Origin of the sequence: uncultured Caulobacter sp. (assembly GCF_947036865.1) — a bacterium.
In the GTDB taxonomy this organism is placed as follows: Bacteria; Pseudomonadota; Alphaproteobacteria; order Caulobacterales; family Caulobacteraceae; genus Caulobacter.
The window spans coordinates 1-24,262 of the sequence record NZ_CAMQSF010000014.1 but is presented as its reverse complement, the minus strand read 5'-3'; the positions used below and the strand labels follow the sequence as shown (position 1 = coordinate 24,262).

At 69.4% G+C, this 24,262-nt stretch carries 22 protein-coding genes and 1 riboswitch; of the genes, 8 read left to right on the top strand and 14 right to left on the bottom strand.

The genetic code is table 11. The features are described 5' to 3' along the window. Positions 1-21: 21 nt before the first annotated feature. Positions 22-211: riboswitch (cobalamin riboswitch) on the bottom strand. Positions 212-397: 186 nt separating this feature from the next. From Q0V34_RS10130 to Q0V34_RS10120, 3 genes are read left to right on the top strand one after another with little or no spacing between them, the layout of a single operon-like run. Beyond that, on the top strand, positions 398-1,810 hold the full coding sequence (locus Q0V34_RS10130) for an MFS transporter (protein ID WP_297511316.1): 1,413 nt from the start codon (positions 398-400) through the stop codon (positions 1,808-1,810). After that, a complete protein-coding gene (gene mazG, locus Q0V34_RS10125; RefSeq protein ID WP_297511315.1) occupies positions 1,773-2,600 on the top strand; it encodes a nucleoside triphosphate pyrophosphohydrolase in 828 nt (275 codons plus the stop codon). Before Q0V34_RS10130 ends, mazG begins: the two co-directional genes overlap by 38 nt. Then, positions 2,600-3,040: an RpiB/LacA/LacB family sugar-phosphate isomerase gene (locus Q0V34_RS10120; RefSeq protein WP_297511313.1), complete on the top strand. Its 441-nt coding sequence runs from the start codon at positions 2,600-2,602 to the stop codon at positions 3,038-3,040. Before mazG ends, Q0V34_RS10120 begins: the two co-directional genes overlap by 1 nt. On the opposite strand, the gene hflX is transcribed toward Q0V34_RS10120, so the two are convergent. The 8 genes from hflX to dusB form a co-directional block, all read right to left on the bottom strand. Continuing rightward, the gene (gene hflX / locus Q0V34_RS10115) at positions 3,021-4,361 is read right to left on the bottom strand and encodes a GTPase HflX (RefSeq protein WP_297511311.1); all 1,341 of its coding nucleotides are present in this window, start codon (positions 4,359-4,361) and stop codon (positions 3,021-3,023) included. The genes Q0V34_RS10120 and hflX overlap by 20 nt on opposite strands. Positions 4,362-4,372: 11 nt before the next feature. Beyond that, positions 4,373-4,621 carry an RNA chaperone Hfq gene (gene hfq, locus Q0V34_RS10110; RefSeq protein ID WP_013079113.1) on the bottom strand — a complete coding sequence of 83 codons (249 nt, stop codon included), beginning with the start codon at positions 4,619-4,621 and terminating at the stop codon, positions 4,373-4,375. 155 nt (positions 4,622-4,776) lie between these two features. After that, positions 4,777-5,640 carry a D-amino-acid transaminase gene (locus Q0V34_RS10105; RefSeq protein ID WP_297511308.1) on the bottom strand — a complete coding sequence of 288 codons (864 nt, stop codon included), beginning with the start codon at positions 5,638-5,640 and terminating at the stop codon, positions 4,777-4,779. Beyond that, complete coding sequence (ntrX, locus tag Q0V34_RS10100) at positions 5,641-7,029, bottom strand: nitrogen assimilation response regulator NtrX (protein ID WP_297511306.1); 1,389 nt, start codon at positions 7,027-7,029, stop codon at positions 5,641-5,643. Then, positions 7,026-9,269 (bottom strand): PAS domain-containing sensor histidine kinase, encoded by a 2,244-nt coding sequence (locus tag Q0V34_RS10095; protein WP_297511304.1) that lies wholly within the window; start codon positions 9,267-9,269, stop codon positions 7,026-7,028. Before Q0V34_RS10095 ends, ntrX begins: the two co-directional genes overlap by 4 nt. Positions 9,270-9,332: 63 nt before the next feature. Further along, positions 9,333-10,754 carry a sigma 54-interacting transcriptional regulator gene (locus tag Q0V34_RS10090; RefSeq protein WP_297511302.1) on the bottom strand — a complete coding sequence of 474 codons (1,422 nt, stop codon included), beginning with the start codon at positions 10,752-10,754 and terminating at the stop codon, positions 9,333-9,335. A gap of 2 nt (positions 10,755-10,756) precedes the next feature. Beyond that, the gene (locus Q0V34_RS10085; RefSeq protein WP_297511300.1) at positions 10,757-11,887 is read right to left on the bottom strand and encodes an ATP-binding protein; all 1,131 of its coding nucleotides are present in this window, start codon (positions 11,885-11,887) and stop codon (positions 10,757-10,759) included. Further along, a complete protein-coding gene (dusB, locus tag Q0V34_RS10080) occupies positions 11,884-12,891 on the bottom strand; it encodes a tRNA dihydrouridine synthase DusB (RefSeq protein ID WP_297511298.1) in 1,008 nt (335 codons plus the stop codon). The genes Q0V34_RS10085 and dusB overlap by 4 nt, the downstream gene beginning before the upstream one ends. Before the next feature lie 99 nt (positions 12,892-12,990). Between dusB and Q0V34_RS10075 the strand changes: the two genes are divergently transcribed. The 3 genes from Q0V34_RS10075 to Q0V34_RS10065 are packed head-to-tail and all read left to right on the top strand — an operon-like array spanning position 12,991 to position 15,790. Next, positions 12,991-14,139, top strand: a complete 1,149-nt coding sequence (locus tag Q0V34_RS10075; RefSeq protein ID WP_297511296.1) for a bifunctional 2-C-methyl-D-erythritol 4-phosphate cytidylyltransferase/2-C-methyl-D-erythritol 2,4-cyclodiphosphate synthase — start codon at positions 12,991-12,993, stop codon at positions 14,137-14,139. Between the two features lie 40 nt (positions 14,140-14,179). After that, a complete protein-coding gene (locus Q0V34_RS10070; protein WP_297511294.1) occupies positions 14,180-14,671 on the top strand; it encodes a CinA family protein in 492 nt (163 codons plus the stop codon). Next, complete coding sequence (locus Q0V34_RS10065) at positions 14,672-15,790, top strand: FUSC family protein (protein ID WP_297511292.1); 1,119 nt, start codon at positions 14,672-14,674, stop codon at positions 15,788-15,790. Here Q0V34_RS10065 and Q0V34_RS10060 read toward each other — a convergent pair. Together Q0V34_RS10060 and lipA are read right to left on the bottom strand one after the other, a co-directional pair. Beyond that, complete coding sequence (locus Q0V34_RS10060; protein WP_297511290.1) at positions 15,787-16,239, bottom strand: type II toxin-antitoxin system RatA family toxin; 453 nt, start codon at positions 16,237-16,239, stop codon at positions 15,787-15,789. The genes Q0V34_RS10065 and Q0V34_RS10060 overlap by 4 nt on opposite strands. A 3-nt stretch (positions 16,240-16,242) precedes the next feature. Continuing rightward, positions 16,243-17,220, bottom strand: a complete 978-nt coding sequence (gene lipA, locus Q0V34_RS10055; protein ID WP_297511289.1) for a lipoyl synthase — start codon at positions 17,218-17,220, stop codon at positions 16,243-16,245. 82 nt (positions 17,221-17,302) lie between these two features. Between lipA and Q0V34_RS10050 the strand changes: the two genes are divergently transcribed. Then, entirely contained in the window at positions 17,303-18,364 is a 1,062-nt protein-coding gene (locus Q0V34_RS10050; RefSeq protein ID WP_297511287.1) for an alpha/beta fold hydrolase, read from the top strand. A 103-nt stretch (positions 18,365-18,467) separates the two neighbouring features. Beyond that, a complete protein-coding gene (locus tag Q0V34_RS10045) occupies positions 18,468-20,021 on the top strand; it encodes an AMP-binding protein (RefSeq protein WP_297511286.1) in 1,554 nt (517 codons plus the stop codon). Here Q0V34_RS10045 and Q0V34_RS10040 read toward each other — a convergent pair. From Q0V34_RS10040 to Q0V34_RS10025, 4 genes are all read right to left on the bottom strand, one after another. Beyond that, entirely contained in the window at positions 20,018-21,481 is a 1,464-nt protein-coding gene (locus tag Q0V34_RS10040; protein ID WP_297511284.1) for a DUF6880 family protein, read from the bottom strand. The genes Q0V34_RS10045 and Q0V34_RS10040 overlap by 4 nt on opposite strands. Before the next feature lie 18 nt (positions 21,482-21,499). Beyond that, complete coding sequence (gene lpdA, locus Q0V34_RS10035; protein ID WP_297511282.1) at positions 21,500-22,900, bottom strand: dihydrolipoyl dehydrogenase; 1,401 nt, start codon at positions 22,898-22,900, stop codon at positions 21,500-21,502. A gap of 81 nt (positions 22,901-22,981) precedes the next feature. Beyond that, positions 22,982-23,458 carry a glutathione peroxidase gene (locus Q0V34_RS10030; RefSeq protein WP_297511280.1) on the bottom strand — a complete coding sequence of 159 codons (477 nt, stop codon included), beginning with the start codon at positions 23,456-23,458 and terminating at the stop codon, positions 22,982-22,984. 18 nt (positions 23,459-23,476) lie between these two features. After that, on the bottom strand, positions 23,477-24,262 hold a 786-nt coding region (locus Q0V34_RS10025), incomplete at its 5' end, for a 2-oxo acid dehydrogenase subunit E2 (protein ID WP_297511278.1).

The following is a 24,262-nucleotide window of genomic DNA, read 5'->3' as shown; positions in this document are numbered from 1 at the left end:
GTTCGGCGCACCCCGGCCGAGCGATGAACGACCGCGCCGGGCAGGTCTCCTGGCTCGCGGGTCACTGCTCTTGGCGCCGCCTTCCCAGGTCATGGAGACCCAGTGGCCAATGGCGCTAGAACTCGCCGCTTACAGTTGCGGGGGCAGCCGAGGTCTTCAACCTCGTTCCCTTTTCATCCTCTCGCGAGGAACCTGACGCCCGGGCAGGCCTACCCGGTGCGTCGCACACGGTCAATGCGCAGCTTCGGATGGCGCCGCGCCGGTCATCCTCGAAGGCGGCTTCGGGTCGACGTCACGAAGAGGCTGGCGCGCCTGGCGTATTCCTCGCACACTCGGGCGATAAGAGCGTCCGGACCACGGGCGCGGCGCGAGCAACAGCGCTGGGAGGAGATCGAGCATGTCGCAAGGGCCATCGCCTCAGAGAGCGTCCTCATGGTCGCTCGCCGCGTTCGCCGCGCCCTGCATCCCGGTCGCGGCCATGGGCCTGCCGCTCGTGGTGTATCTGCCGGAATACTACATCAACTCGCTGGGCCTCTCGCTGACCGCGGTCGGCTCGGCCTTTCTGATCGTCAAGCTGTTCGACATCCTGTTCGACCCGATCTTCGGCGGCGTGCTGGACCGCACCCGTTCACGCTTCGGCCGCTTCCGCCCGTGGATGATCTTCGGCGCGCCGCTGCTGACGGCCGGAGTCTACGCCCTGTTCATGGCCGAGCCTGGAGTCGGATCGCTGTATCTCTGGTTCTGGCTGGCGGTGCTCTACGCGGGCTTCTCGATCGTGGTGCTGTCGCAGACCGCCTGGGGCGCGGTGCTGTCGAGCGACTATCAGCAACGCTCCAGGATCTACGGCTGGTGGCAGGCCGCCAATGTCGTGGGCATGATCCTGGTGCTCTGCCTGCCGCCGTTCGTCACGGGCGTGCTCAGGGGCGACCACCTCGACAGCGTACGCGCCATGGGCTGGTTCATCGTGCTCCTGCTGCCCGTGACCACGGCCCTGGCGGTCCTGGGCGTCAAGGAGCCGGAGGCGCCGCCGCGTCCCGCCCACACCGGCCTTAAGCAGTATTTCCAGCTCCTGGGGCGGCCGTCGGTGCGACGGCTGTTGACGGCCGACCTGCTGATGGGCCTGGCTCCCGGCATCGCCGGCACGCTGTTCCTGTTCTTCTTCGAGCGCATCAAGCACTTCGACAAGACCCAGGCCGGCGTCCTGCTACTGGTCTATTTCGTCGCCGCCCTGGTCGGCGCGCCGCTTTGGCCGATTCTGGCCAAGCGGCTCGGCAAGCACCGGGCGCTGGTCGTGGCCGCCATCGTCTACGCCTTCGTCCAGGTCTGCGCGGTGATCACGCCGGAAGGCAATTCGGGCATCGGCATGGTCGTGCTCATTCTGGCCGGCCTCCCCTATTCCGCCGCGCCGGTGCTGGTGCGCTCGATGATGGCCGACGTCGGCGACGAGGAGCGGCTTGAAAGCGGCGTCGACAAGACCGGCCTGCTCTACGCGATCGTCACCGGCACGGTGAAGCTGGGCTACGCCCTGGCCGTGGCCGTGTTCATCGCGCTGGGCTGGCTGGGTTTCGACCCCAAGGTTTCGACGCCGGAGGGCGACGCGGCCTTGATCGGACTTTACGCCTTCGTGCCGGCGGTGCTGGGACTGGTGGTCGCGGCGATCATGATGCGCTATCCGCTGGACGCGAACCGCCTCGCCGAGATCCAGCGCCAGCTCGCGGCGCGGGACGCGGCTTCGGCGGCCGCCGCCACGTCCGCAGCCGAGTCGCAGCCGAATGCCTTCCCAGACCCCGCCCTTGGCCCCGCCGAGTGAAGATCAGCACCCGCTCTTCCGCCTCGTGGAGATCATGGCCAAGCTGCGCGACCCGGTCGGCGGCTGCCCCTGGGACCTGGAGCAGACCTTCGCCACCATCGCGCCCTACACGGTCGAGGAGGCCTATGAGGTCGCCGACGCCATCGAGCGCAACGACCTGCCGGAGCTGAAGGAAGAGCTGGGCGATCTCCTGCTGCAGGTCGTGTTCCATTCGCGCATGGCCGAGGAGCAAGGCGCGTTCGACCTCAGGGACGTCGCGACGGCCATTTCCGACAAGATGATCCGCCGCCATCCGCACGTATTCGGCGACCACGCCTATGACGACCTCTCGGCCCAGGTCGCCGGCTGGGAGCAGCTGAAGGCCGAAGAGCGCAAGGCCAAGGCCAAGACCGGCGTTCTGGACGACGTGCCGGCTGGCCTGCCCGCCCTGACCCGCGCCGTGAAGCTGACCAAGCGCGCCGCCCGCGTCGGCTTCGACTGGCCGTCGGCCGCCGAGGTGCTCGACAAGCTGCGCGAGGAGACCGAGGAGATCGCCGTCGAGATCGAGGCCGGCGACAAGGCCAAGGCGCGCGAGGAGTTGGGCGACATCCTCTTTGTCTGCGCCAACCTGGCCCGCAAGCTCGATGTCGATCCCGAGGACGCCCTGCGCGCCACCAACGCCAAGTTCACCCGCCGCTTCGGCTTCGTCGAAGCGCGGCTCGCCGAGCGAGGCAAGACGCCGGACCAGTCCGATCTCGCCGAGATGGATGGCCTGTGGAACGCGGCCAAGGCGGCGGAAAAAGAGGCCTGATGCGCGTCGCCATCGCGTCGGACCACGCCGCCGTCGCCCTGAAGGCCGAACTGGCGGCCTGGTTGGCGGCGCGGGGCCACGAGGTGACGGACCTGGGTCCTGACGACGGGACTCCGGTCGACTATCCCGACTACGGCTACAAGCTCGCTGAACACATCGCCAGCGGCTGGTCCGCGTTCGGCGTCGCGCTCTGTGGTTCCGGCGTGGGCATATCGATCGCGGTCAATCGCCATCCGGCCTGCCGCTGCGCTCTCGTGACCGAACCCGCGACCGCCGCCCTGAGCCGCGAGCACAACGACGCCAACGTCATCGCGCTGGGCGCCCGGGCGATCACGCCAGACACGGCGAAGGCCTGCGTCGAGGCTTTCCTGACGACGCCGTTCGCGGGCGGCCGTCATGTGCGGCGGGTCGAAAAGCTGGCTACTCCGCCGCGGCCTTGACCAGGGCGTCGGGGAACTGGCGCTCGAAGCGGCCCAGCGCCTGCCCATCGAGGCGGGCGACCAACTGGACGTCGCCGGCCGGGCCATCATAGCGGCTGAGCACGCGGCCGTTGCGGTAGATCCAGGCCAGCGCCTGCCCCTCGTGCGCGCCGAGCGACACCTCGACCGGCGGGGAATCGTCGATCAGACCCGCGACGCGCCGCAGCAGCGCCTCGCAACCCTCGCCCGTGACCGCCGAGACGGGCGAGGCGTTGGTGCGGCGGGCCTGGCCCTCGACGATGTCGCGGTCGTCGTCCGACAGCAGGTCGATCTTGTTCCAGACCTCGACGACGGTCTTGCCCTCGTCGAGCGTGACGCCGAGCTCGGACAGCACCGTCTCGACGTCGCGCGCCTGGGCCTCGCTGTCCGGATTGGCGACGTCGCGCACGTGCAGGACCACGTCAGCCTCCTGCACCTCCTCCAGCGTGGCCCGGAAGGCTTCGACCAGTTCGTGCGGCAGGTCGGAGATGAAGCCGACGGTGTCGGACATGATCGCCGGCCGGCCATCGGGCAGCTTCACCGTGCGCAGGGTCGGATCCAGGGTCGCGAACAGCATGTCCTTGGCCAGCACCTCCGCCTCGGTCAGGCGGTTGAACAGGGTGGACTTGCCGGCGTTGGTGTAGCCCACCAGGGCGACGGTCGGATACGGGACCTTCCTGCGGGCGCTGCGATGCAGGGTCCGCGTCCGGCGCACCTCGTCCAGCTCCTTCTTGAGCTTGGCGATGTTGTCGCGGATCAGGCGGCGGTCGAGTTCAATCTGGGTTTCGCCGGGGCCGCCGGTCGAGCCGGTGCCGCCGCGCTGGCGCTCCAGGTGGGTCCAGGTGCGGACCAGGCGCGAGCGCTCGTATTCCAGGCGCGCGAGCTCGACCTGCAACCGCCCCTCGCGCGTGCGGGCCCGGCGGGCGAAGATCTCGAGGATCAGGCCCGTACGGTCAACGACCTTGACCTTCAGCGCCTTTTCGAGATTGCGCTGCTGGATCGGCGTCAGCTGATCGTCGAAAACGGCGACGTCGATGTGCTCGACCTCGCAGATCGCGGCGAATTCCTCGACCTTGCCCTTGCCGAACAGGGTCGCCGGCGTCACGGCGCGCAGGGGCGCGACGAGCGCCTCGACGACCTCGAGATCCAGCGCGATCGCGAGACCGACGGCCTCCTCGAGGCGGGCGTTGGGATCCCTGGCCTCAAGGGCCGCCTGGCCGCGAACCTGCCGCGCCGGATGGATGACGAGCGCCTTCAGGATCGGCGCGGCGTGGTCAATGGACCTGGATGCGGATTTGGACAAATGGTCTCGGATCAGTCGTCGGAGTCGGCGCTCGGCTCGTACAGCTGAACGGGCTGGGCCGGCATGATGGTGGAGATGGCGTGCTTGTAGACCAGTTGCGACTGGCCATCGCGACGCAGCAGGACGCAGAAGTTGTCGAACCAGCTGACCACGCCCTGCAGCTTGACGCCGTTGACGAGGAAGATGGTGAGCGGCGTCTTCGACTTGCGCACGCTGTTCAGGAACGTGTCCTGCAGATTTTGCTTCTTTTCGGCCGACATCGGGGGTTCCCCTCTCGTTGTTTTCGGAGGGCAACACGCCCTCCACACAAACAAAGCCATGCTAGAGGATTTTTCGCCGAAAGCGACGGGCCGTCGGCGAAAATTTCCGCATGCTAGCGTTAACGCCGGCCGCCGTTGCCGGAATTGTTCCGGACTCAGACGGCCTTCTGGCGCGCGAGCTCGATATAGGAACGCCGCAAGCGCGTCGCCACCGGTCCGGGCTTGCCGTCGCCCAACTTGACGCCGTCGACCGCCACGATCGGCGTGACCAGGGATCCCGCGCCGGTGATGAAGGCTTCCTTGGCGGCCTGGGCTTCGGCGATGGTGAACGGCTTTTCGCTAAACGGAAGACCGCTCGCGCGGATCACCTCCAGCAGGGTCGAGCGGGTGATCCCCCGCAGGATGTTGGCGTTGGTGTCCCGCGTGCGCAGCGTGCCCTCGGCGTCGATGATCCAGGCGTTCGACGAGGCCCCTTCGGTGACCAGGCCCATGTCGTCGACGAACCACGCCTCGATCGCCCCGCGCTCGCGGGCCGCCTGCTTGGCCAGGGCGTTGGGCAGAAGGCCGATGGACTTGATGTCGCAGCGCGCCCAGCGCGTCTCGGGCACGGAAACCACCGACGCGCCGAGCGCGGCCTTGGCCTCGGTGGCGGCGCGGTCGAGACTCTTGGCGGTGATCACCACCGACGGCGGCACGGCCGGGTTCGGGAAGGCGTGATCGCGACGGGCGACGCCTCGGGTGACCTGCAGATAGCAGAGGCCTTCCTTGACCTTGTTGCGGCGCACCGCCTCGCGAAGCACCATCAGCAGAGAGGCCTGGCTCATCGGATGAGCGATGCGCAGCTCGTCCAGGCTGCGCCACAGCCGCGTGAAATGGCCCTCCGCGTCGGCCAGCTTGCCGTCGAACACGGCCCAGACCTCATAGACGCCGTCGGCCAGTTGATAGCCGCGATCCTCGATGTGGACGGCGGCCTCGCCGTGACGCACGAAGCGGCCGTTCACATAGGCAAAGCGCGACATCTACTCTTCCTCCTCGCCCCGCGCCCCGGCGACGCCCAGGGACTTAAGCTTCCGGTGCAGCGCCGAGCGCTCCATGCCGATGAAATTGGCCGTCCGCGAGATGTTGCCGCCGAACCGCAGGATCTGGGCGTTCAGATACTCGCGCTCGAACAGCTCCCGCGCCTCGCGCAGCGGCAAGGCGATGATCCGCTCGGCGCCGATCGCGCCGGCGTTGCCGGCGCTGGGCTGGTCGGCGCCGGTCAGCATCTCGGCGGTGATCAGGTCGTTGGGCTCGCCCGAGGCCAGGATCAGCATCCGCTCGACGTTGTTGCGCAGCTGCCGGACATTGCCCGGCCAGGTCTGCACCTGCAGGGTGGCCAAGGCGTCCTCGCCGAGGCGCCGACGCGGCAGGCCGGTGGCCTCGCTGATCTTCTCGACGAAATACTGGATCAGCTCAGGAATGTCCTCGCGGCGTTCGGCCAGGCCCGGCACCCGCACCGGCACGACGTTCAGGCGGTGGAACAGGTCCTCGCGGAAGCGCCCGCCCGCGATCTCCTCGCGCAGGTCGCGCGAGGTCGAGGAGATGACCCGGACATCGACCTGCACGTCGCTGTCGCCGCCCACCCGGCGGAAGCGCTGCTCGACCAGCACCCGCAGGATGCGCCCTTGGGTCTCGCGCGGCATGTCGGCGACCTCGTCGAGATAGAGCGTGCCGCCGTGGGCGCGCTCGAACACGCCGATCTTGCGCGGTCGACCGCCCTCGCCTTCCTCGCCGAACAGTTCGACGTCGAGGCGCTCCGGGGCCATGCCGGCGGCGCTGACCGCGACGAACTCCTGGCGGGCCCGCGCGCTGGCGCCGTGGATCAGCCGCGCCACCAGCTCCTTGCCCGCGCCCGGCGGGCCGGACACGAGAACACGGCTGTTGGCGGGGGCGACCTTCAGGATCAGCTGCCGCAGGGCTTGGGCCGGGGCCGACTTGCCGATCAGGCCGTCGGGGGCCAGGGTCTGGGCGCGCAGGCGACGGTTTTCCCGACGCAGACCCGCCGCCTCCAGCGCCCGCTCGACAACCAGCAGCAGACGGTCCGACTTGAAGGGCTTTTCCAGGAACTCGTAGGCGCCGCGCTTGATCGCGCTGACGGCGGTTTCGATATTGCCGTGGCCCGAGATCATGATCACCGGCAGGTCGGCGTCCAGCGCCTTGACCATGTCGAGCAGCTCCAGCCCGTCCATGCCGCCGCCCTGCATCCAGATGTCCAGGACCAGCAGCGCGGGCTTGCGCGCCCGGATCGCGGCCAGGGCCTGGTCGGAGTCGGCGGCGGTCCGCACCGCGTAGCCCTCATCCTCCAGGATGCCGGCCACCAGTTCGCGGATATCCGCCTCGTCATCCACCACGAGAACGTCGGCGCTCATGTCATCTCCTCAACGCCACTTTGGGCCGCGGCGTGCAGTCGCGCGGTCGTCGGAAACTTCAGGATCACGCGGGCTCCGGGAAGCTCGCGCGCGTCGGTGAGGGCCAGGCCGCCGCCATGGTCCTCCATGATCCGCTTGACGATGGCCAGGCCCAGGCCCGTGCCCTTCTCGCGGGTCGTCACATAGGGTTCGGTGAGTCGGTCACGATCCTTCGCGGGAAGACCGACGCCGTTGTCCTCGATGGTCACGCAGAGATCGTCGGCGTCCGAGATCAAGGTCGCGGTGATCCGGCCGCGCAGGCCCGACTCCGCGAGCCGTCGCCCGCCCACGGCTTCGCCGGCGTTCTTGAGGATGTTGGTCAGGGCCTGGCCGATCATGCGCTGGTCGCAGGTGATCCAGACGTCCTCGCCGCCGGGCTCCTCCAGCCGCACCTCGATCTCGGCGTCCTGGAAGCGCTGGGCGAACACCGCGGCCCGCAGCATCTCGGTCAGGTTGGCCGGCTCGAAGCGCGGCGCGGGCATCCGGGCGAAGGCCGAGAACTCGTCGACCATCCGGCCGATGTCGCCGACCTGGCGGATGATGGTGTCGGTGCAGCGATCGAAGGTCTCGAGATCCCCGGCGATCTCCTTGCGATACTTGCGGCGCAGGCGCTCGGCCGACAGCTGGATCGGCGTCAGCGGGTTCTTGATCTCGTGGGCGATGCGCCGCGCGACGTCCTTCCAGGCCGCGTTGCGCTGGGCCGCGACCAGGCGGGTGATGTCGTCGAAGGTCAGCACGAGGCCCTCGGCCACATGGCCCGCCGCGCGCACCCGCAGGCGCCGCGTCTCGCCGGCGCGCGTCAGGTCGACCTCGACATCGGTCTCCGGCCGGCTTTCCTCCAACGCCGCCATCACCGGCTCGAACTCGGGCGCCAGCTGGATCAGGTCGACGCCCAGGGCGCCGTCCGGCAGGTCGAGCAGCGCCACCGCCCGCCGGTTCACCGCCGAGATTTTGCCGTGTTCGTCCAGGCTGACCACCCCGGCGCTGACGCCCGACAGCACGGTCTCGATGAATTGCCGGCGACTCTCGGCGTCCAGGCTGGCGTCCTTCAAGGCCGCCTGTTGGAGCTGGAGTTCGCTGGTCATCATGTTGAAGGCGTCGGAGAGCGCGCGAATCTCCTCCGGTCCGGCGTCGGCCTCCACCCGCGCGTCCAGGTCGCCGGCCGAGACCCGGCCCGCCGCCTCGACAAGGCCGGCCACCGGGCCCGCGATCGAGTTGGCGGCGGCGATGCCGACCCAAATCGCGGCGACCAGCACCAGCAGGGCGGTCTCCAGATAGCTGAGGCCGAAGATCGCCTGGATCCGTCCGCGACTGCGCTTGGCGTCGCGATAGGACAAGAGCGCGTCCTGGGTCTCGATCAGGTGGCTCAGAATTCCCTGCTCGATCGGCCGCACCACATAGAGATAGCCATCCGGAAAGGCCTTCAACTTGTAGAGCGCGCGGAACAGGTCGTTGGAAATGAACCGCTGAGCCGTCGCCTCGCCCGTCTCCGTCGCCTGATAGCTCGACGGCGGCGGGGCCAGGAACGGCGGCGCGGACGGACTTTCGGCCCGGGCCAGAATGCGGCCGTCGCGATCGAGGATGTAGGCGGCCGAAAAGCCGTTGTCCTCGGTCAGGCCCGCCAGATAGTGGCCGAACGCCACCGGCGATTGGGCGAGGGCCGGGGCGGCGCGGTTCAGGTCCGCGGCCATCGGCGCGATGTGCTCGGAGATGTAGTTCTTCTGCTGCTCGACGTACGAGTTGGCGACCTTGGCGGAGTTGCCGACCACGGTCTGGACACGTTGGCTGAACCAGCCGTCGACGCCGCGATTGACCAGGACGCCGAAGAACAGCGCCACGATCACCGCCGGCGCCACGGCCGCCAGCGAGAAGAGCCCGACGAACCGCAGGTGCAGCCGCGCGCCGGCGTCGCTGGCCCGCGCGTCAATCAGGTCGTAAAGCCGCAAACCCATGATGGTCGCGACGCCAAGGATCAGGGCCAGATTGAAGCCCAGCACGACCAAGATCGCGGTGCTGGCGGTGCTGATCGAGTCGGTGCGCGGCGGAGACGAGGCCAGGGCGACGCTGGCGACCGTCAGGATCACGGCCAGGGCGTAGGCGCCGCCGGTCAGATAGCGCGATCGTAACAGCGCCCGCCACCAGGCCCGGCTGTACCGGGTCGGCGGGCTTTCCGTTTCCGGTGCGTAAGCCACTGACGACATCGCCGCTGAGTTTAGGAGCGTGTGTCCCAAATTCAACAGCTATGTGCTAGGAAAGCTTCAGCGCTACCTGCGCCCGCGCGTCATCTCGACCCCGAGGTCCTGGATCTTCTTGCGCAGGGTGTTGCGGTTCAGCCCCAGAATCTCGGCGGCCCGCACCTGGTTGCCGCGCGTGGCCGACAGAGTCAGTTGGATCAGCGGCCGCTCGACCTCTTCCAGGATCCGGTCGTATAGGCCGGGCGGCGGCACGCCGTCGGGCTGATCGGCGAAGTGCGACGCCAGATGCCGCTCGACCAGGGTCGAGAGCGTCACCGGCCCCTCCTCCGAACGCACCGTGGGCGTGTGATCCTGCAGCTCGCGATCCACGATCCGGGCGGTGATCAGCTCCTCGGCGTAGAGGGCGCACATCCGGCGCATCAGGTTTTCGAGTTCGCGCACATTGCCGGGCCAGGGATGGGCCTTCAGCCGATCCAGGGCGCCCTGGTCGATGGTCTTGGCCGGCAAACCCTCGCGGGCGGCGCGCAGCAGGAAGGTGCGGGCGAGATCCGGAATGTCCTCGGCCCGGTCGCGCAGCGGCGGCAGTCGCACCGGCGCGACATTGAGCCGGAAGAACAGATCCTCGCGGAACAGGCCTTGCTGGATCAGGCCGCGCAGATCGCGATTGGTGGCGGCGATGATCCGCACGTTCGGACGGCGGCCGGTCTTGGGATTGACCACCGGCTCGGTGCCGTCGATCACGCGCAGGAGGCGGGTCTGGGCGTCCAGCGGCATGTCGCCGATCTCGTCGAGGAACAGCGTGCCGCCATCGGCTTCGACGAGGCGGCCGTTGTCGCCCTCGCCGCGCCCGAACAGCTCGGCCTCGACGCGCTCGCGCGGCACGGCGGCCAGGTTGATCACCACGAACTTGCCGTCGCGGCGACGGCCCAGCTCGTGCAGCGCGCGGGCGACCAGCTCCTTGCCGGTGCCGCTTTCGCCGAGAATCAGCACCGTCAGGTCGGCGCCGACCAGGCGGGCGATGGTGCGATAGACCTCCTGCATCGGCGCCGAGCGGCCGATCAGCGGCAGGCGCTCGTCCCGCATGGCGCGGGCCTGGGCCTTGGAGGCCTCGGCGTCGGCCGGGCGAGACAAGGCGCGGCGGGCCGCGGCGGTCACATCGTCGAGATCGAAGGGCTTGGAGACATATTCGAACGCGCCGGCGTCGGCGGCGTTGACGGCCGTCAGCAGGGTGTTCTGCGCGCTCATCACGATGATCGGCAGCTTGGGCCGCTCCTTGCGGATGCGCGGCAGGACGTCGAACACGTTCTCGTCGGGCATCATCACGTCGGTGACGACGAGATCGCCCTCCCCGTCCGTGACCCACTTCAGCAGGGTCGTGGCGTTGCCGGTGGCGCGAACCTGATAGCCGAGGCGCGTGAACGCTTGGCTGAGCACCAGGCGCACCGAGCTGTCGTCGTCGGCGATCAGGATCTTCTTGCTCGCGGCGTTCATGCTCAGGCGTCTCCGGCTTGGACTTCGGGGGCGCCCTTCTGGGGCGCGACGGGCAACAGCACGCGGAACACGGTGCGGCCGGGCTCGGACTCGAAATCGATCAGGCCGCCGTGGGCGGTGACCAGCTTGGTGACCAGGGCCAGCCCCAGGCCCGTGCCGTTGGCCTTGGTGGTCACGAACGGCTGGAACAGGTGGTCGCGCAGGCTGGCGGGCACGCCCGGACCATTGTCGACCACTCGCACCTCGATCGGCGCGCCGCTGGTCGCCTTGCCGTCGGCCCCGCGCACCCGTACGCCCGGCCGCCAGGCCGTGTGGATCGAGATCGCGCCGCGACCATCGCCCCGCGCGTGCGCCGCCTCGGCGGCGTTCTTGGTCAGGTTCAGGAAGATCTGGATCAGGTGATCCTCGTCGCCCCAGACGGGGGGAAGCGAGGGATCATAGCTTTCCTTCAGCGCCAGCCCGTCGGCGACGCCATTGGCGATCAGGGCGCGCACGCGGTCCAGCACGAGGTGGATATTGACGGGCTCGCGCGGCGTCGGGATTTCGTCGGAGAACGCCTCCATTCGATCGACCAGACGACGGATGCGGTCGGTCTCGTCGACGATCAACTGGGCCAGAGGCTGGTCGACGGCGCTGGCGCCGGTCTTCAACAGCTGGGCCGCGCCGCGGATGCCCGCCAGCGGGTTCTTGATCTCGTGCGCCAGCATCTTGCCCAGGCCCACGACCGAGCGTAGGCCGGCGGCGTCGGCGCCGCGATCGACGCCCAGGACGCCCTTGACGTGCAGGGTCAGCAGCACCGAGCCGTCGCCCAGCGGCGCGGCGGCGCCGTCGGCCTCGAACGGCGGTTGGCCGAAGAGGTTGACCTCCACGCCATGCTCGCGAACCAGCGCGCCTTCGAAGATCGCGCGGTCGATCAGCGAGACCAGCACCGAGCCGGGGGGCAAGGCGGCGCGGAACCGGCCGCGCGCCAGCAGAGACAGGCCGTGGCCGAACAGCGCCTCGGCGGCTTCGTTGACCGCGACGAGGCCGCCATCCCGATCGACGACGAGGGCCGGTTCGGGGCTGAGGTCGAAGGCGGCGGCCTTCAGGGCTTCGGGAGCGAGGGTTCCCAGGACGCGGGCGCGGTCGGTCATGCGGCGAGTCTCCGCCCCGCCAGCCAAAGGTCGCTCAGGGCGGCTTCCACGGCGTCGGGGGTTTCCAGACGGCACAGGTCGGCGCGCGCCGCGCGCCGGGCCTCGGCGGTCTCGGGCCACGGGGCGGCCTCGATGTACGAGGCCAGGTGCTTGCGGAACATCTTCAAACCCAAGCGCTCGCCGTAGAAGGCCAGGCTTCGGCGGAAATGGGTGAGCGCGATGGCCAGCCGCTCCTCGGGTCCAGGCTCGACGAAGCCGCGCCCCTCCAGCGCCGCCTCGATCGCGACGGCGATCCACGGACGGCCATACACGCCTCGCCCGATCATCACCCCGTCCGCGCCCGACTGGGCGAGGGCCTGTCGCGCGCTGTCCCCGTCGACGACGTCGCCATTGACGAGCACCGGCACCGAGACGGCCCGCTTCACCGCCGAGACGGCGGTCCAATCCGCGACGCCCTTGTAGAACTGGTTGCGGGTGCGGCCATGCACGGTGATCGCCTTGGCGCCGGCGGCCTCGGCCCGGCGCGCGATGTCGGGCGCGTTCAGGCTGTCGACGTCCCAGCCCAGGCGCATCTTGACGGTGACAGGAACATCGACCGCCTCCACCGCGGCGGCGACGAGCGCCTCGGCGAGCTCGGGTTCGCGCATGAGAGCCGAACCGCACGCGGCCCCGGCGGCGACTTCCTTGGCGGGGCAGCCGAAGTTCAGATCGATGATCTCGGCGCCGGCCTCCTCAGCCATGCGCGCGCCCTGGGCCATGAAGCCGATGTCGCGCCCCACCAGTTGGATCACGGTGAGCGGCAGCCCCTCGCCGACCGCGGCGCGGCGCACCACATCGGGTCGCCCCTTCGCGAACTCCGCGCTGGCCACCATCTCCGTCGCCACGTAAGGCGCGCCGAGCGCCGTGGCCGTCTCTCTGAAGGGCAGGTCCGAGACCCCGGTCATCGGTGCGATCCACACCCGACCGGGGACGGTGACACCGCCGACTTCGAGCTTGTTGCTCATTTTCTGATCATCCCCGTAGCTATCTTTTTAGGCATGTTGTGCAGCGCAGTAAAGCCCTGATCGACTGGACAAGCGCCAGGGTCGGACTAAACAGCGGCCATGACCTTCTCCGCCGTCATCGTCGCCGCCGGTTCCGGAACCCGGGCCGGTCCCGGCCAGGCCAAGCAGTGGCGGCCCTTGGCGGGCAAGCCCGTGCTGCGGTGGTCGGTGGAGGCCTTCCTGGCGGCGGGCGCGGCGCGGATCGTCGTCGTCACGACGCGGGACGGCGAAGCGGCCTTGAGCGACGTGCTCGCCGGCCTGAGCGGCTGGACCTCGGCCCTAGGCGGCGCGACGCGCGCCCTGTCGGTGCAAGCCGGTCTCGCGGCGCTTGCCGATCGCCCGGATGACGAGCCCGTGCTGGTCCACGACGCCGCCCGTCCGCTGGTGAGCGGGGCGACGATCACAGGGGTCTTGGCGGCGCTGGAGAGCGCCGACCTCGCCCTGCCCGCCTTGCCCGTCGCGGACACGCTCAAGCGCGCTGAGCCAGGCGAGCCCTTGGCGACGACATCCCGAGATCACCTCTGGCGCGCCCAGACCCCGCAGGCCGCCCGCCGCGCGACGCTGCTGGCCGCCTACGCCGTCTGGTCCGGCGGCGAGCCGACCGACGACGCCCAGGTGGTCGAGGCGGCCGGCGGCCGCGTGGCGCTGGCGCCCGGCGATCCGCTCTTGATGAAACTCACCTATCCCGAGGATTTCGCCATGGCCGAACGGCTCGCCGGCGCCGCGCGCATCACCCGAGTCGGCCAGGGGTTCGACGCCCACCGCTGGGGTCCGGGCGACGAGGTCTGGCTGTGCGGCGTGGCGATCAAGCACGACGAGACCCTGATCGGCCACTCCGACGCCGATGCCGGCCTGCACGCCCTGACCGACGCCATCCTCGGCGCGATCGGCCAGGGCGACATCGGCGACCATTTCCCGCCGACCGATCCCCAGTGGAAAGGCGCGTCCTCCGACCGGTTCCTAAAGCACGCGGCCGAGCTGGCGGCGGCGCGCGGGGGCGCGATCGTCAATGTCGACGTGACCCTGATCTGCGAGCGCCCCAAGATCAAACCCCACCGGCAGGCGATGCGCGAACGGCTGGCCGAGATCCTGGGCCTGCCGCTCGACCGGATCAGCGTCAAGGCGACCACGACCGAGAAGATGGGCTTCACCGGCCGCGGCGAGGGCTTGGCGGCTTCCGCCGTCGTGGCGGTCGAGACGCCGGCTTGATCGGGTTACACTCGTCGTCATAGCAACCGGAGCGCTTTGGATGTTCCCGCTGGAAATCGAGACCCTGGCCCGACTGCTGATCGACGAGGCGCGCGCCCGATCGCTCCGCCTGGTCACCGCCGAGAGCTGCACGGGCGGGCTCGTCGCCGGCTCGATCTGCGCCATCGCCGGCGCGTCCGACGTCTTCGAGCGCGGCTTCGTCACCTACACCAATCGCGCCAAGTCCGAGATGCTGGGCGTCCCGGGCGACCTGATCGCCGACCACGGCGCGGTCTCCGAGCCGGTGGCGCGGATGATGGCCGAAGGCGCGCTGCGGGAGAGCAACGGCCACGTCGCCGTCGCGATCACCGGCGTCGCCGGGCCGGGCGGCGGCACGCCCTTGAAGCCGGTCGGCACGGTCCACTTCGCCGTCGCCCGCGCCAATCGGTCCGTGGTCCATCGCCACGAGCGATTCGACGGCCAGACCCGCGAGGCCGTGCAGTTGGCGGCGGTGCGCACGGCGCTGGAGATGCTGCGCGAAGCGGTCGCCTAGATGGCCGAGCCGACGCCCGGCGACTGGAGGCGCTTCACGGGCGTTGCGCTGCCGCGCACGGCGCTGAAGGCCGCCGCCGCGCGTCAGACCGAGATTCGTCACGCGATCCGCGTGTCGGCCGCGGTTGGCGCGGCCTTCGCCCTGGCCACCCTGCTGCGTCCGCCGCAGGGCTATTGGGCGGTGTTCACCGCGGTGATCGTCGTGCAATCCAGCCTCGGCGCGACGATCACGGCGTCGGTCGAGCGGTTCATGGGCACGGTGGTCGGCGCGCTGGCCGGGGCGGCGGCGGCGTATTTTCACGCCCGTTGGCCCGACTTCGGCGGGGTGATCCTGTGCGTCACGGTGGCCTTGTTGTCCTTTGTGGTGTCGATGCGGCCCGCGCTCAAGGTCGCGCCGGTGACGGCGGTGATCATGCTGATCGGCGGGACCTCGACCCATTTCGATCCGCTGACGACCGCCTGGTTCCGGGTGGCCGAGATCACGGTCGGCAGCGTGGTCGGCGTGGCCGCCACCTTGCTGATCTTCCCAGCCCGCGCCCACGCCTCGGTCGTCGCCAGCGTCCAGAAGATCGCGAACCTCGAGGCCCAGGTCCTGGACAATCACGTGGCGATCCTGCGGGGAACGGCGGGTCCGGTCGACAATCTCAAGGCTCAGGACGAGCTGCGCGCCGCGCTGGCCAGGTTGCAGGGCGCCATGACCGAGGCCGACCGTGAAAGCGCCAGCAAGCTCAGCGATCGCTCGATCTCCGAAGCCGTGCCCCGCACGCTCTGGCGTCTGCGCAACGACACGGTGATGGTGGGGCGGACCTTGCAAGCGCCCTTGCCCGCGCCCGGCCTCGCCCCGGCGGCGGCGGACATGCTGGAGGCCAGCGCCGCCTTTCTGCGCGCGTCGGCGGCGCTGCTGGCCGACGGCCCGAGACCGGACCGCCTGGCCTTCGCCAGCGCGCACCAGGCGTTTCAGGGCGCGGTCGAGGCGCTGCGGCGGGAGGGCGTGACGCGGGACCTGGAATTCGACGACGCCGCCCGCGTGTTCGGCCTCGTCTTCGCGGTCGAGAACCTGTTCGGCAACCTCGGCGACTTCGAGGAACGGATCGAGGAAGCGGTCGCGAAGAAGGACTAGACTTTCGACCCGTAGATCCGCCGCGCCCGATCCTCGAAGCACGCGATCAGCTTGTGGGCCGCCTTGTCGATATTGGCCGCCAGCAGCGCGTCCAGCATCACCGACTTGAAGGCGAAGTCGATGACGAACTCCACGCGTGTCGCCTCCCCCTCCGCCACGAAGCGCCAGCCGTTGGCGAGGCGCTTGAACGGGCCGTAGAGCAGGCTGACGTCGATGGTCAGCGCCTCGCGATCGCGGCGAACCCGGGTGGCGAACTTCTCTTTCAGGAACGAGAACCCGACCTGAGCCTCGGCGTCGACGGTGCTCACCGCCCCGTCCACGCGGCCGTTCCAGGTCCGCATGCCGGTGATCCACGGCACGAAACTCGGATAGGCGTCGACGTCGCCGACGAGCTCGAACAGCTGCTCGGGCGCGTAAGGCAAGACGCGCGTGACGGCATGGCGGTGCACGGCTCAGGCCGAGCGAGCGTCGAGCGCGCGCCGCGCCGCCTGCAGCTTGGCGAAGTCGTCGCCGGCATGGTGCGACGAGCGGGTCAGCGGACTCGACGACACCATCAGGAAGCCCTTGGCCCGGGCGATGGCCTCGTAGGCCTTGAACTCCTCGGGCGTCACGAACCGGTCGATCGCCGCGTGCTTGCGGGTCGGCTGCAGGTACTGGCCGATGGTGATGAAGTCGACCCCGGCCGAGCGCATGTCGTCCATCACCTGCATGACCTCCTCCTTGGTCTCGCCCAGACCGACCATCAGGCCGGACTTGGTGAACTGGGAGGGATCGCGCTGCTTCACCCGATCGAGCAGGCGCAGGGAATTGTAGTAGCGGGCGCCGGGGCGGATCTTCAGATAGAGCCGCGGCACGGTCTCGAGATTGTGGTTGAAGACGTCGGGCTTGGCGTCGATCACCACGTCCTCGGCCCCGTCCTTGCGCAGGAAGTCCGGGGTCAGGATCTCGATCGTCGTGCCCGGCGCGGCGGCGCGGATGGCGGTGACGACCTCGGCGAAATGCCGCGCGCCGCCGTCGATCAGGTCGTCGCGGTCCACCGAGGTGATGACCACGTGCTTGAGGCCCATCTTGGCGACGGCCTCGGCCACGCGGCGCGGCTCATCGGGATCCAGCTGGGTCGGCAGGCCCGTGGTGACGTTGCAGAAGGCGCAGGCGCGGGTGCAGATCTCGCCCATGATCATCATGGTCGCGTGCTTCTGGCTCCAGCACTCGCCGATGTTCGGACAGGCCGCCTCCTCGCAGACCGTATGCAGCTTGTGCTCGCGCACGATGCCCTTGGTCTCGTTGTACTGACCCGAGCCTGGCGCGCGGACGCGCAGCCACTCGGGCTTGCGGAGCACGGGCGTGTCCGGACGGTTCTGCTTTTCGGGGTGACGCGCCGCCCGGTCTTCCGGGCCGCGCGCCTTGAGGGTGTCGATCACCGTGGCCATGGCGCCTAAATCGGTCTTCTTGCCCGCTGGATCAAGCGCTCGATCTTGCTTAAGGCCGCGAGGCGCGAAATGACTGCGGCATATGCGTCGCCGCCTCCTCGCCGTTCTCCTGGCCCTCGTCCCCGTCCTGACCGTCTCCGCCTGCGGCGACGGCGGCGCGCGCGCGCCGTTCGCCGAGACCCGGACGCCGCCGGCCCTGGGGGTCCGTTTCTATCCGCCGCCGGGCTGGGCCTGGGGCTATGTCCGCAGCGGGGACGGCCGCGCCCAGCGCTACGGCGTCACCGCGCCGCCGACCGCCCCCAAGGCCACGATCCTGATCCTGACGGGCTATGGCGAGAGCGCCGAGGTCTGGTTCGAAACCGTGGCCGAACTCGTGGACCAGGGCTATTCGGTCTGGGTCCTGGAGCGCGACGGCCAAGGCGGCTCGGAGCGGGCGACGCCCTGGCGAGACCTTGGCCATGTCGAGAGCTTCGCGCCCGACGTCGCCGCGACCAAGGGCCTGGTGAAGGGCGTGATCCGGCCGGCGGCCGGCGCGCCTCTGGTCCTGCTGGGCCATGGCGAAGGCGGCCTCGTCGCCCTGCGCGCGGCGCAGGAGGGCCTGGCCATGGACGGCCTGATCCTCTCCACGCCCGCCTTCGGCCTGAAAACCCTGCCGCGCTCACGGGCGGAGTTCGCCAAATTCACGCCGGCGATGCGCGCGCTTCACCTGGGCTGGGTCCGCGCCCCGGGCCAGCCCGGCTGGCGGCGCGAGGGCCCCGACGACGCTCAGGCCGGCCTCACGCACGACGCAACGCGCGGCAAGGTGCGGGCGGCCTGGATGCTGGCCAATCCCGACCTGCGGATGGGCGGCCGCAGCCTTGGCTGGTACGCGGCCTTCTTCGACGCGTCCGAGGCCGCCGCGCGCGAGGTGAAGAAGGCGACCGCGCCGACCCTGATGCTGACCGCCGGCGACGACAGGGTGGCCACCGCCGGCCCTCAGACCCGGCTCTGCGCCGCGATGCCCGCCTGTCGAGAGGTCCGCGACCCTCGCGCGGGGCACGCGCTACACCTGGAATCGGACGCCGTTCGCGGCCCGTGGCTGGCCGCGATCGAGGATTTCACCCGGGCGCGGATCACCGCCAAAGGCGCGGGCGGCAAGGGCTGAGCTCACGGTTTGTGACTCTTTCTTGCAAAGCTGGACCTTCCTCGGCAGACTCCGCGTTCAACGAACGAAAGCGGTCATCGCTTTTCGGGGAGGTTTCGCCGGGATGCCGGTAGCTTACGACGCGCGTAACGGCCACAAGGCCCTGTTCGACGCCCTTATCGACGCCCGCGACACATACGGGGCCAAAAAGCCGATCCTGGAGGACCAGGATCGCAATCCGCTCACCTATACGGACGTGATCCGGGCCAGCTTCGCGTTGGGCCGCAAGATCGCGGCCGTGACCGAACCCGGCGAGAACGTCGGCGTTCTGCTGCCCTCCGGCGCGGGCTCGGTGGTGACCTTCTTCGCGCTTCACGCCTTCGGCCGCGTGCCGACCATGCTGAACTTCACGGCGGGGCTGCGGAACATCAAGGCCGCTTGCAAGCTGGCCAAGGTCAAGCGGGTGCTGACGGCTCACAAGTTCATCGAGCTGGGCAAGCTGCACGATATCGTCGACGCGATCAGCGAGACGGCCGAGGTCACCTATCTCGAGGACGTTCGGGCGACGATCGGGTTTGGCGACAAGCTGTTCGCCGCCGCGGCCGGCTTCTTTCCGCGCCGTTTCCGCCATCCGGCCAAGCCTTCCGACACCGGGGTCGTGCTGTTCACCTCCGGCAGCTTCGGCGCGCCGCGCGGGGTGGTGCTGACCCAGGAGAACCTGGTTCAGAACGCCATGCAGATCGCCGCGCATATCGCGCTGGATCCCGCGTGGGTGTTCTTCAACCCCCTGCCCGTCTTCCACTGCTTCGGCCTGACCGGCGGGGTGATCCTGCCGATGCTGACCGGCATGAAGGCGTTCCAGTATCCGTCGCCGCTGCACACCAAGCAGATTCCGCCGCTGCTGAAGGACGCCGGCGCCTCGGTGCTGCTGGCCACCGACACCTTCGTCAACCAGTACGCCCGCGCGGCGGAAAGCGACGAGCTCTCGGGACTGCGCTTCATCGTCTGCGGCGCCGAGAAGGTCCGCGAGGAGACCCACAACCTGATCGCCGAGAAGTTCGGCGGCGTGCCCGTGCTGGAAGGCTATGGCGCCACCGAGGCGGCGCCGGTCATCGCGGTCAACAAGCCCGACGACAACCGCCGGGGCACGGTCGGCGGCCTGCTCCCCGGGCAGGAGTGGAAGATCGAACCGGTCGAGGGCATTCCGGAAGGCGGACGCCTCCTGGTGCGCGGCCCGAACATCATGGCCGGCTATCTGCGCGAGGACGGCGGCGTCGATGCGCCAGAGGGCGGCTGGCACGACACCGGCGACGTGGTCACGGTCACCGACGATCTGTGGATCACGATCAAGGGCCGTGTGAAGCGCTTCGCCAAGATCGGCGGCGAGATGGTCTCCCTGACGGCCGCCGAGGACCTGGCCTCGGCCGTCTGGCCCGATGGCCGTCACGCGGTCATCTCGATGCCCGACAAGAAGAAGGGCGAGAAGCTTGTTTTGATCACCGACCGTCCAGACGCCGACGTCGGGCCGCTGGTGGCGCACGCCCAGACGATCGGCGCGCCCGAATTGGCCGTGCCGCGCAAGATCCTCAAGGTCACCGAGGTGCCGGTGCTGGGCAGCGGCAAGACGGACTATGTCGCCATCCAGCGGATGGCCGAGACGGACGCGCGGGCGGCTTAAAACACCGCCCCGAGGGCCTCGACCTCGGCGCGGAAGCCGTGCTTGCGCCCGTGCATGGCCCGCAGGTCGGCGACGAAGGCGGCGTGGTCGGGATATTCGCCGAAGTCGCCGATCATCGCCGCCAGCGACTCGGCCTCCAGCAGCTGGCGGGCGGCGTCGGCGTAGCGGGTCGCCACGCCATAGGTCAGCACGTACTGGATGGACGCGCGCAGCAGCAGGGTCGCGGCCAGCGGATAGCTCCCCTCCAGCCGGCGCGCGGCCTCGGCGATCAGGGTGTCGTCCGCGCCGCTGATCTCGCCTGCGCGTTCGAGCACCAGGCGCGAGGCGGCCGGCAGGTCGGGCCACGAGACCAGGAACGCCAAGGCCATGTCGAAGCGGGGAAAGCGCCGGGCGACCGCCTTGGCCTGATCCTCGGCCTCGACATCATCGAAGTCCGGCAGGCCCTTCAGATAGGTCCGCAGGCGGGGGATCGACAGCGTGCGCTCGAACTCGGTCCAGCGGCGCTTCTGGGCTTCGTCGCGGTGGCCGGTGGCTTCCAGCGCCTCCAGCATCACGTCTTCCCAGGTCGCGCGCTCCTCGAGCGAGCTCTGATGCCGGCCGCGCTGGTCGCCGGGCGCGCCGGCTTGCAACGTAGCCAGCGCGTCCTCGGCCCGGCCGGCCGCCAGCAGGCGCCGGCCGATCTCGGCGGCGACCAGCGGCGTGCGTCGCAGCTCGGGCGAGAAGGTCGCCTCGAAGGCGTCGACATCGCCGCTGGCGTCGGCCAGGCGGCGCAGGGCGTCCTTGTAGATGGCGCCGCGCGCGTCATAGGCGTGGGCCGACCGCGTCGGCCGCGCGGCCAGCAACTGCTCCAGCGTCTTTCGTAACCGGTCACGCCCCGTCCCGCCTAGGGTCGGCGCCAGGGCGTTCACCAACGGACCGAACTGAGCATACTCGTCGTGGCGCAACAGGCTCGCGACGCGGTCGGCCAGGGCCAGCGGATCGGGCAGAGCCTGGGCGGCGATGGCGCCGACGCCGTCGCGCGCGGCCAGGAAGACGTCGCCGATCGGGCCTTCGATCTGGCTGAGACGGTCCAGGGTCGGCGTGGCCAGATCCAGCAGATCCAGCATCAAGCCCAAGGCGGCCGTGGCGTCGTCCCGCGCCAGCCGCTCGATCATCCGGCGATGCAGATCGAGATCCTTGGCGAAGGCCGGCCGCTTGCGCCAGTGGATGCGCGACTGCGACTTGCCAATGGTCGCCAGGCGCTTGGCGATCTCGCTCGCCAGCCCCTCCCCGCCCGCCTCGGCGAAAAGCTCCAGGCGCAGCACGCGCTTGACGTGGCTGTCGCTGGAAAGGTCGAGCAGGATGGCGGCCAGGCGCTCGGGACCCAGGTCGACCAGATTGGCCTCGGAAAGGGTCGTCTTGGATCCCTTCCGCGCCTTGGCTGGTTTCTCACCCGTCGTCGCGGCCGCCTTGCGCGCCATCCAGACTCCCTAGTTGTCCTAGATGTGCAGCACGCGGCCGTAGGCGTCCAGCGCGGCTTCGTGCATGGCCTCCGACATGGTCGGGTGGGCGTAGACGATGCCGTGCAGGTCTTCCTCGGTGGCTTCCAGGGTGATGGCCGTGACGAAGCCCTGGATCATCTCGGTGACCTCGTGGCCGATCATATGGGCGCCGATCAGCGCGCCGGTCTTGGCGTCGAACACGGTCTTGACGAAGCCCTCGACCTCGCCCGCCGCCACGGCCTTGCCGTTGACGCGGAACGGGAAGCGGCCGGCCTTGACCTCGATGCCGGCCGCCTTGGCGCCGGCCTCGGTGTAGCCGACCGAGGCGACCTGCGGGTTGGCGTAGGTGCAGCCCGGGATCGGCGAGTGGACGTTCGGGGTCTTGTAGCCGGCGATCGCCTCGGCGGCGTGGATGCCTTCGTGGCTGGCCTTGTGGGCCAACCAGGGCGCGCCGGTGATGTCGCCGATGGCGTAGAGGCCCGGAATGTTGGTGCGGCAGTGCTTGTCGGTGACGACGTGGCCGCGATCGAGATTGAGGCCCAGCGCTTCGAGGCCGTCGTTGTTCGGCGCGATGCCGACGGCGACGATGCACTTCTCGGCGGTCAGCTGCTCGATCTTGCCGCCGGCCTCGACGGTCACGGCCACGCCGTCCTTGGCCTTCTCGATCTTGCCGACCTTGGCGCCGACGCGGAACTTGATGCCGCGCTTCTCGAACGCCTTCTGGGCGGCCTTGGAGACCTCCTCGTCCTCGACCGGCATGATGCGGTCGATCGCCTCGACCACGGTCACCTCGGCGCCCAGGGCGCGGTAGAAGCTGGCGAACTCGATGCCGATGGCGCCCGAGCCGATGACGACCAGCGACTTGGGCATGCTCTTGGGCGCCAGGGCATCGCGATAGGTCCAGATCTTGTCGCCGTCAGAGACCGCGCCGATGGCCGGGATCTCGCGGGCGCGGGCGCCGGTGGCCAGGATGACGTTCTTGGCCTGGACCGTGCGGCTGCCGCCGGCCTTCAGCGCGATGACGAGCTTCGGGGCCGGATCGCCCTTCTCGAGCTTGGCCTCGCCCTCGATCACCTCGATCTTGTGCTTCTTCATCAGGAAGGCGATGCCGCCCGACATCTGCTTGGCCACGCCCCGCGAGCGCTCGATGATCTTGTTGAAATCGAACGACGCGCCTTGCACCGACAGGCCGTAGCCGCCGAGATGCGAGAGTTGCTCATAGACTTCGCCCGACTTCAGCAGGGCCTTGGTGGGGATGCAGCCCCAGTTCAGGCAGATGCCGCCCAGGTTCTCACGCTCGACGATGGCCGTCTTCAGGCCCAGCTGGCTGGCGCGGATCGCGGCCACGTAGCCGCCAGGACCGGCGCCGATGACGACGACATCGAATTCCGTGGACATAGTCTTGTCTACCCTAGCTTTGACGTCGGCCGGGGGAGCGGCGCGACGATCGACCGATCCAGGCGATCGGTCCGGGGAAATTCAGAGCAGCGCTTCGATCGCCGCTTTCAGGTCTTCGGGCTTGGTCGTCGGCGCGAACCGCTCGACGACCTCGCCGTCGCGACCGATCAGGAACTTGGTGAAGTTCCACTTGATCGCCTCGGTGCCCAAGAGGCCCTTCTGTTCCTTCTTCAGGAACCGGTACAGCGGATGAGCGCCCTCGCCATTGACGTCGATCTTCGACATCACCGGGAAGGTGACGTCGTAGGTTAGCGAGCAGAAGTTGGCGATCTCGGCGGCGTCGCCGGGCTCCTGCGCGCCGAACTGGTTGCAGGGGAAGGCCAGGACCGTGAAGCCGCGGTCCTTGTAGGTCCGCCACAGCTGCTCCAGCCCCTCGTACTGAGGGGTGAAGCCGCACTTGCTGGCGGTGTTGACGATCAGCAGCACCTGGCCGCGATAGTCGGCCAGGCTCGCGTCCTGGCCGTCCAGCGTCTTGGCCGAATAGTCGTAGACGGACATCCCTGCCCCTCCTTGGCCTTAGACGATCAGGGTCAAAGGCTCTTCGATCAGCGGCTTGAAGGCCGCCAGGAACTTGGCGCCGATGGCCCCGTCGACCACGCGGTGATCGCAGGTCAGGGTCACGGTCATCACGGTGGCCACGGCCAGCTGGCCGTTCTTGACCACCGGGCGCTGTTCGCCGGCCCCGACGCTCATGATCGCGCCCTGCGGCTCGTTGATGATCGACGAGAAGGCCTTGATGCCGAACATGCCAAGGTTGCTGACCGAGAAGGTGCCGCCCTGGAACTCCTCGGGCTTCAGCTTCTTGGCCTTGGCCCGGGCGGCCAGGTCCTTCATCTCGGTCGAGATCTGGGCCAGGCCCTTGGTCTCGGCGGCGCGGATGATCGGGGTGATCAGGCCGCCGTCGATGGCCACGGCCACGGCGATGTCGGCATGCTTGTGCAGGGCGATGCCTTCGGGCGTGTAGCTGGCGTTGGCCTCCGGCACCTGCTTCAGGGCCACGGCGGCGGCCTTGATGACGATGTCGTTGACCGAGACCTTCACGCCCTGCTTCTCGAGCAGGCCGTTGATCTTGGCCCGCGCGGCCAGCAGCGTGTCGATCTCGATGTCGATCGTCAGCGGGAAGTGCGGGACGTCGCGGAAGCTGTCGGTCAGGCGGCGCGCGATCGTCTTGCGCATGCCGTCCAGCGGCACGAGGTCGTACGAACCGGCCGGGATGCCCATCTGCTCCAGCGACAGCGCCTTGCGCGGCTCGGCGGCGGCCGGAGCGGCGGCGGCGGGCGCGGCGCTCGGGGCGGCCTTGGC

What these genes read in the sequence shown, in the direction of transcription:
- Q0V34_RS10130 (WP_297511316.1), top strand. Translation starts at nt 398, where the DNA reads ATGTCGCAAGGGCCATCGCCTCAGAGAGCGTCCTCATGGTCGCTCGCC.
- mazG (WP_297511315.1), top strand. Translation starts at nt 1,773, where the DNA reads ATGCCTTCCCAGACCCCGCCCTTGGCCCCGCCGAGTGAAGATCAGCAC.
- Q0V34_RS10120 (WP_297511313.1), top strand. Translation starts at nt 2,600, where the DNA reads ATGCGCGTCGCCATCGCGTCGGACCACGCCGCCGTCGCCCTGAAGGCC.
- hfq (WP_013079113.1), bottom strand. Translation starts at nt 4,621, where the DNA reads ATGTCGGCCGAAAAGAAGCAAAATCTGCAGGACACGTTCCTGAACAGC.
- Q0V34_RS10105 (WP_297511308.1), bottom strand. Translation starts at nt 5,640, where the DNA reads ATGTCGCGCTTTGCCTATGTGAACGGCCGCTTCGTGCGTCACGGCGAG.
- ntrX (WP_297511306.1), bottom strand. Translation starts at nt 7,029, where the DNA reads ATGAGCGCCGACGTTCTCGTGGTGGATGACGAGGCGGATATCCGCGAA.
- Q0V34_RS10095 (WP_297511304.1), bottom strand. Translation starts at nt 9,269, where the DNA reads ATGTCGTCAGTGGCTTACGCACCGGAAACGGAAAGCCCGCCGACCCGG.
- Q0V34_RS10090 (WP_297511302.1), bottom strand. Translation starts at nt 10,754, where the DNA reads ATGAACGCCGCGAGCAAGAAGATCCTGATCGCCGACGACGACAGCTCG.
- Q0V34_RS10085 (WP_297511300.1), bottom strand. Translation starts at nt 11,887, where the DNA reads ATGACCGACCGCGCCCGCGTCCTGGGAACCCTCGCTCCCGAAGCCCTG.
- dusB (WP_297511298.1), bottom strand. Translation starts at nt 12,891, where the DNA reads ATGAGCAACAAGCTCGAAGTCGGCGGTGTCACCGTCCCCGGTCGGGTG.
- Q0V34_RS10075 (WP_297511296.1), top strand. Translation starts at nt 12,991, where the DNA reads ATGACCTTCTCCGCCGTCATCGTCGCCGCCGGTTCCGGAACCCGGGCC.
- Q0V34_RS10070 (WP_297511294.1), top strand. Translation starts at nt 14,180, where the DNA reads ATGTTCCCGCTGGAAATCGAGACCCTGGCCCGACTGCTGATCGACGAG.
- Q0V34_RS10065 (WP_297511292.1), top strand. Translation starts at nt 14,672, where the DNA reads ATGGCCGAGCCGACGCCCGGCGACTGGAGGCGCTTCACGGGCGTTGCG.
- lipA (WP_297511289.1), bottom strand. Translation starts at nt 17,220, where the DNA reads ATGGCCACGGTGATCGACACCCTCAAGGCGCGCGGCCCGGAAGACCGG.
- Q0V34_RS10050 (WP_297511287.1), top strand. Translation starts at nt 17,303, where the DNA reads ATGCGTCGCCGCCTCCTCGCCGTTCTCCTGGCCCTCGTCCCCGTCCTG.
- Q0V34_RS10045 (WP_297511286.1), top strand. Translation starts at nt 18,468, where the DNA reads ATGCCGGTAGCTTACGACGCGCGTAACGGCCACAAGGCCCTGTTCGAC.
- Q0V34_RS10040 (WP_297511284.1), bottom strand. Translation starts at nt 21,481, where the DNA reads ATGGCGCGCAAGGCGGCCGCGACGACGGGTGAGAAACCAGCCAAGGCG.
- lpdA (WP_297511282.1), bottom strand. Translation starts at nt 22,900, where the DNA reads ATGTCCACGGAATTCGATGTCGTCGTCATCGGCGCCGGTCCTGGCGGC.
- Q0V34_RS10030 (WP_297511280.1), bottom strand. Translation starts at nt 23,458, where the DNA reads ATGTCCGTCTACGACTATTCGGCCAAGACGCTGGACGGCCAGGACGCG.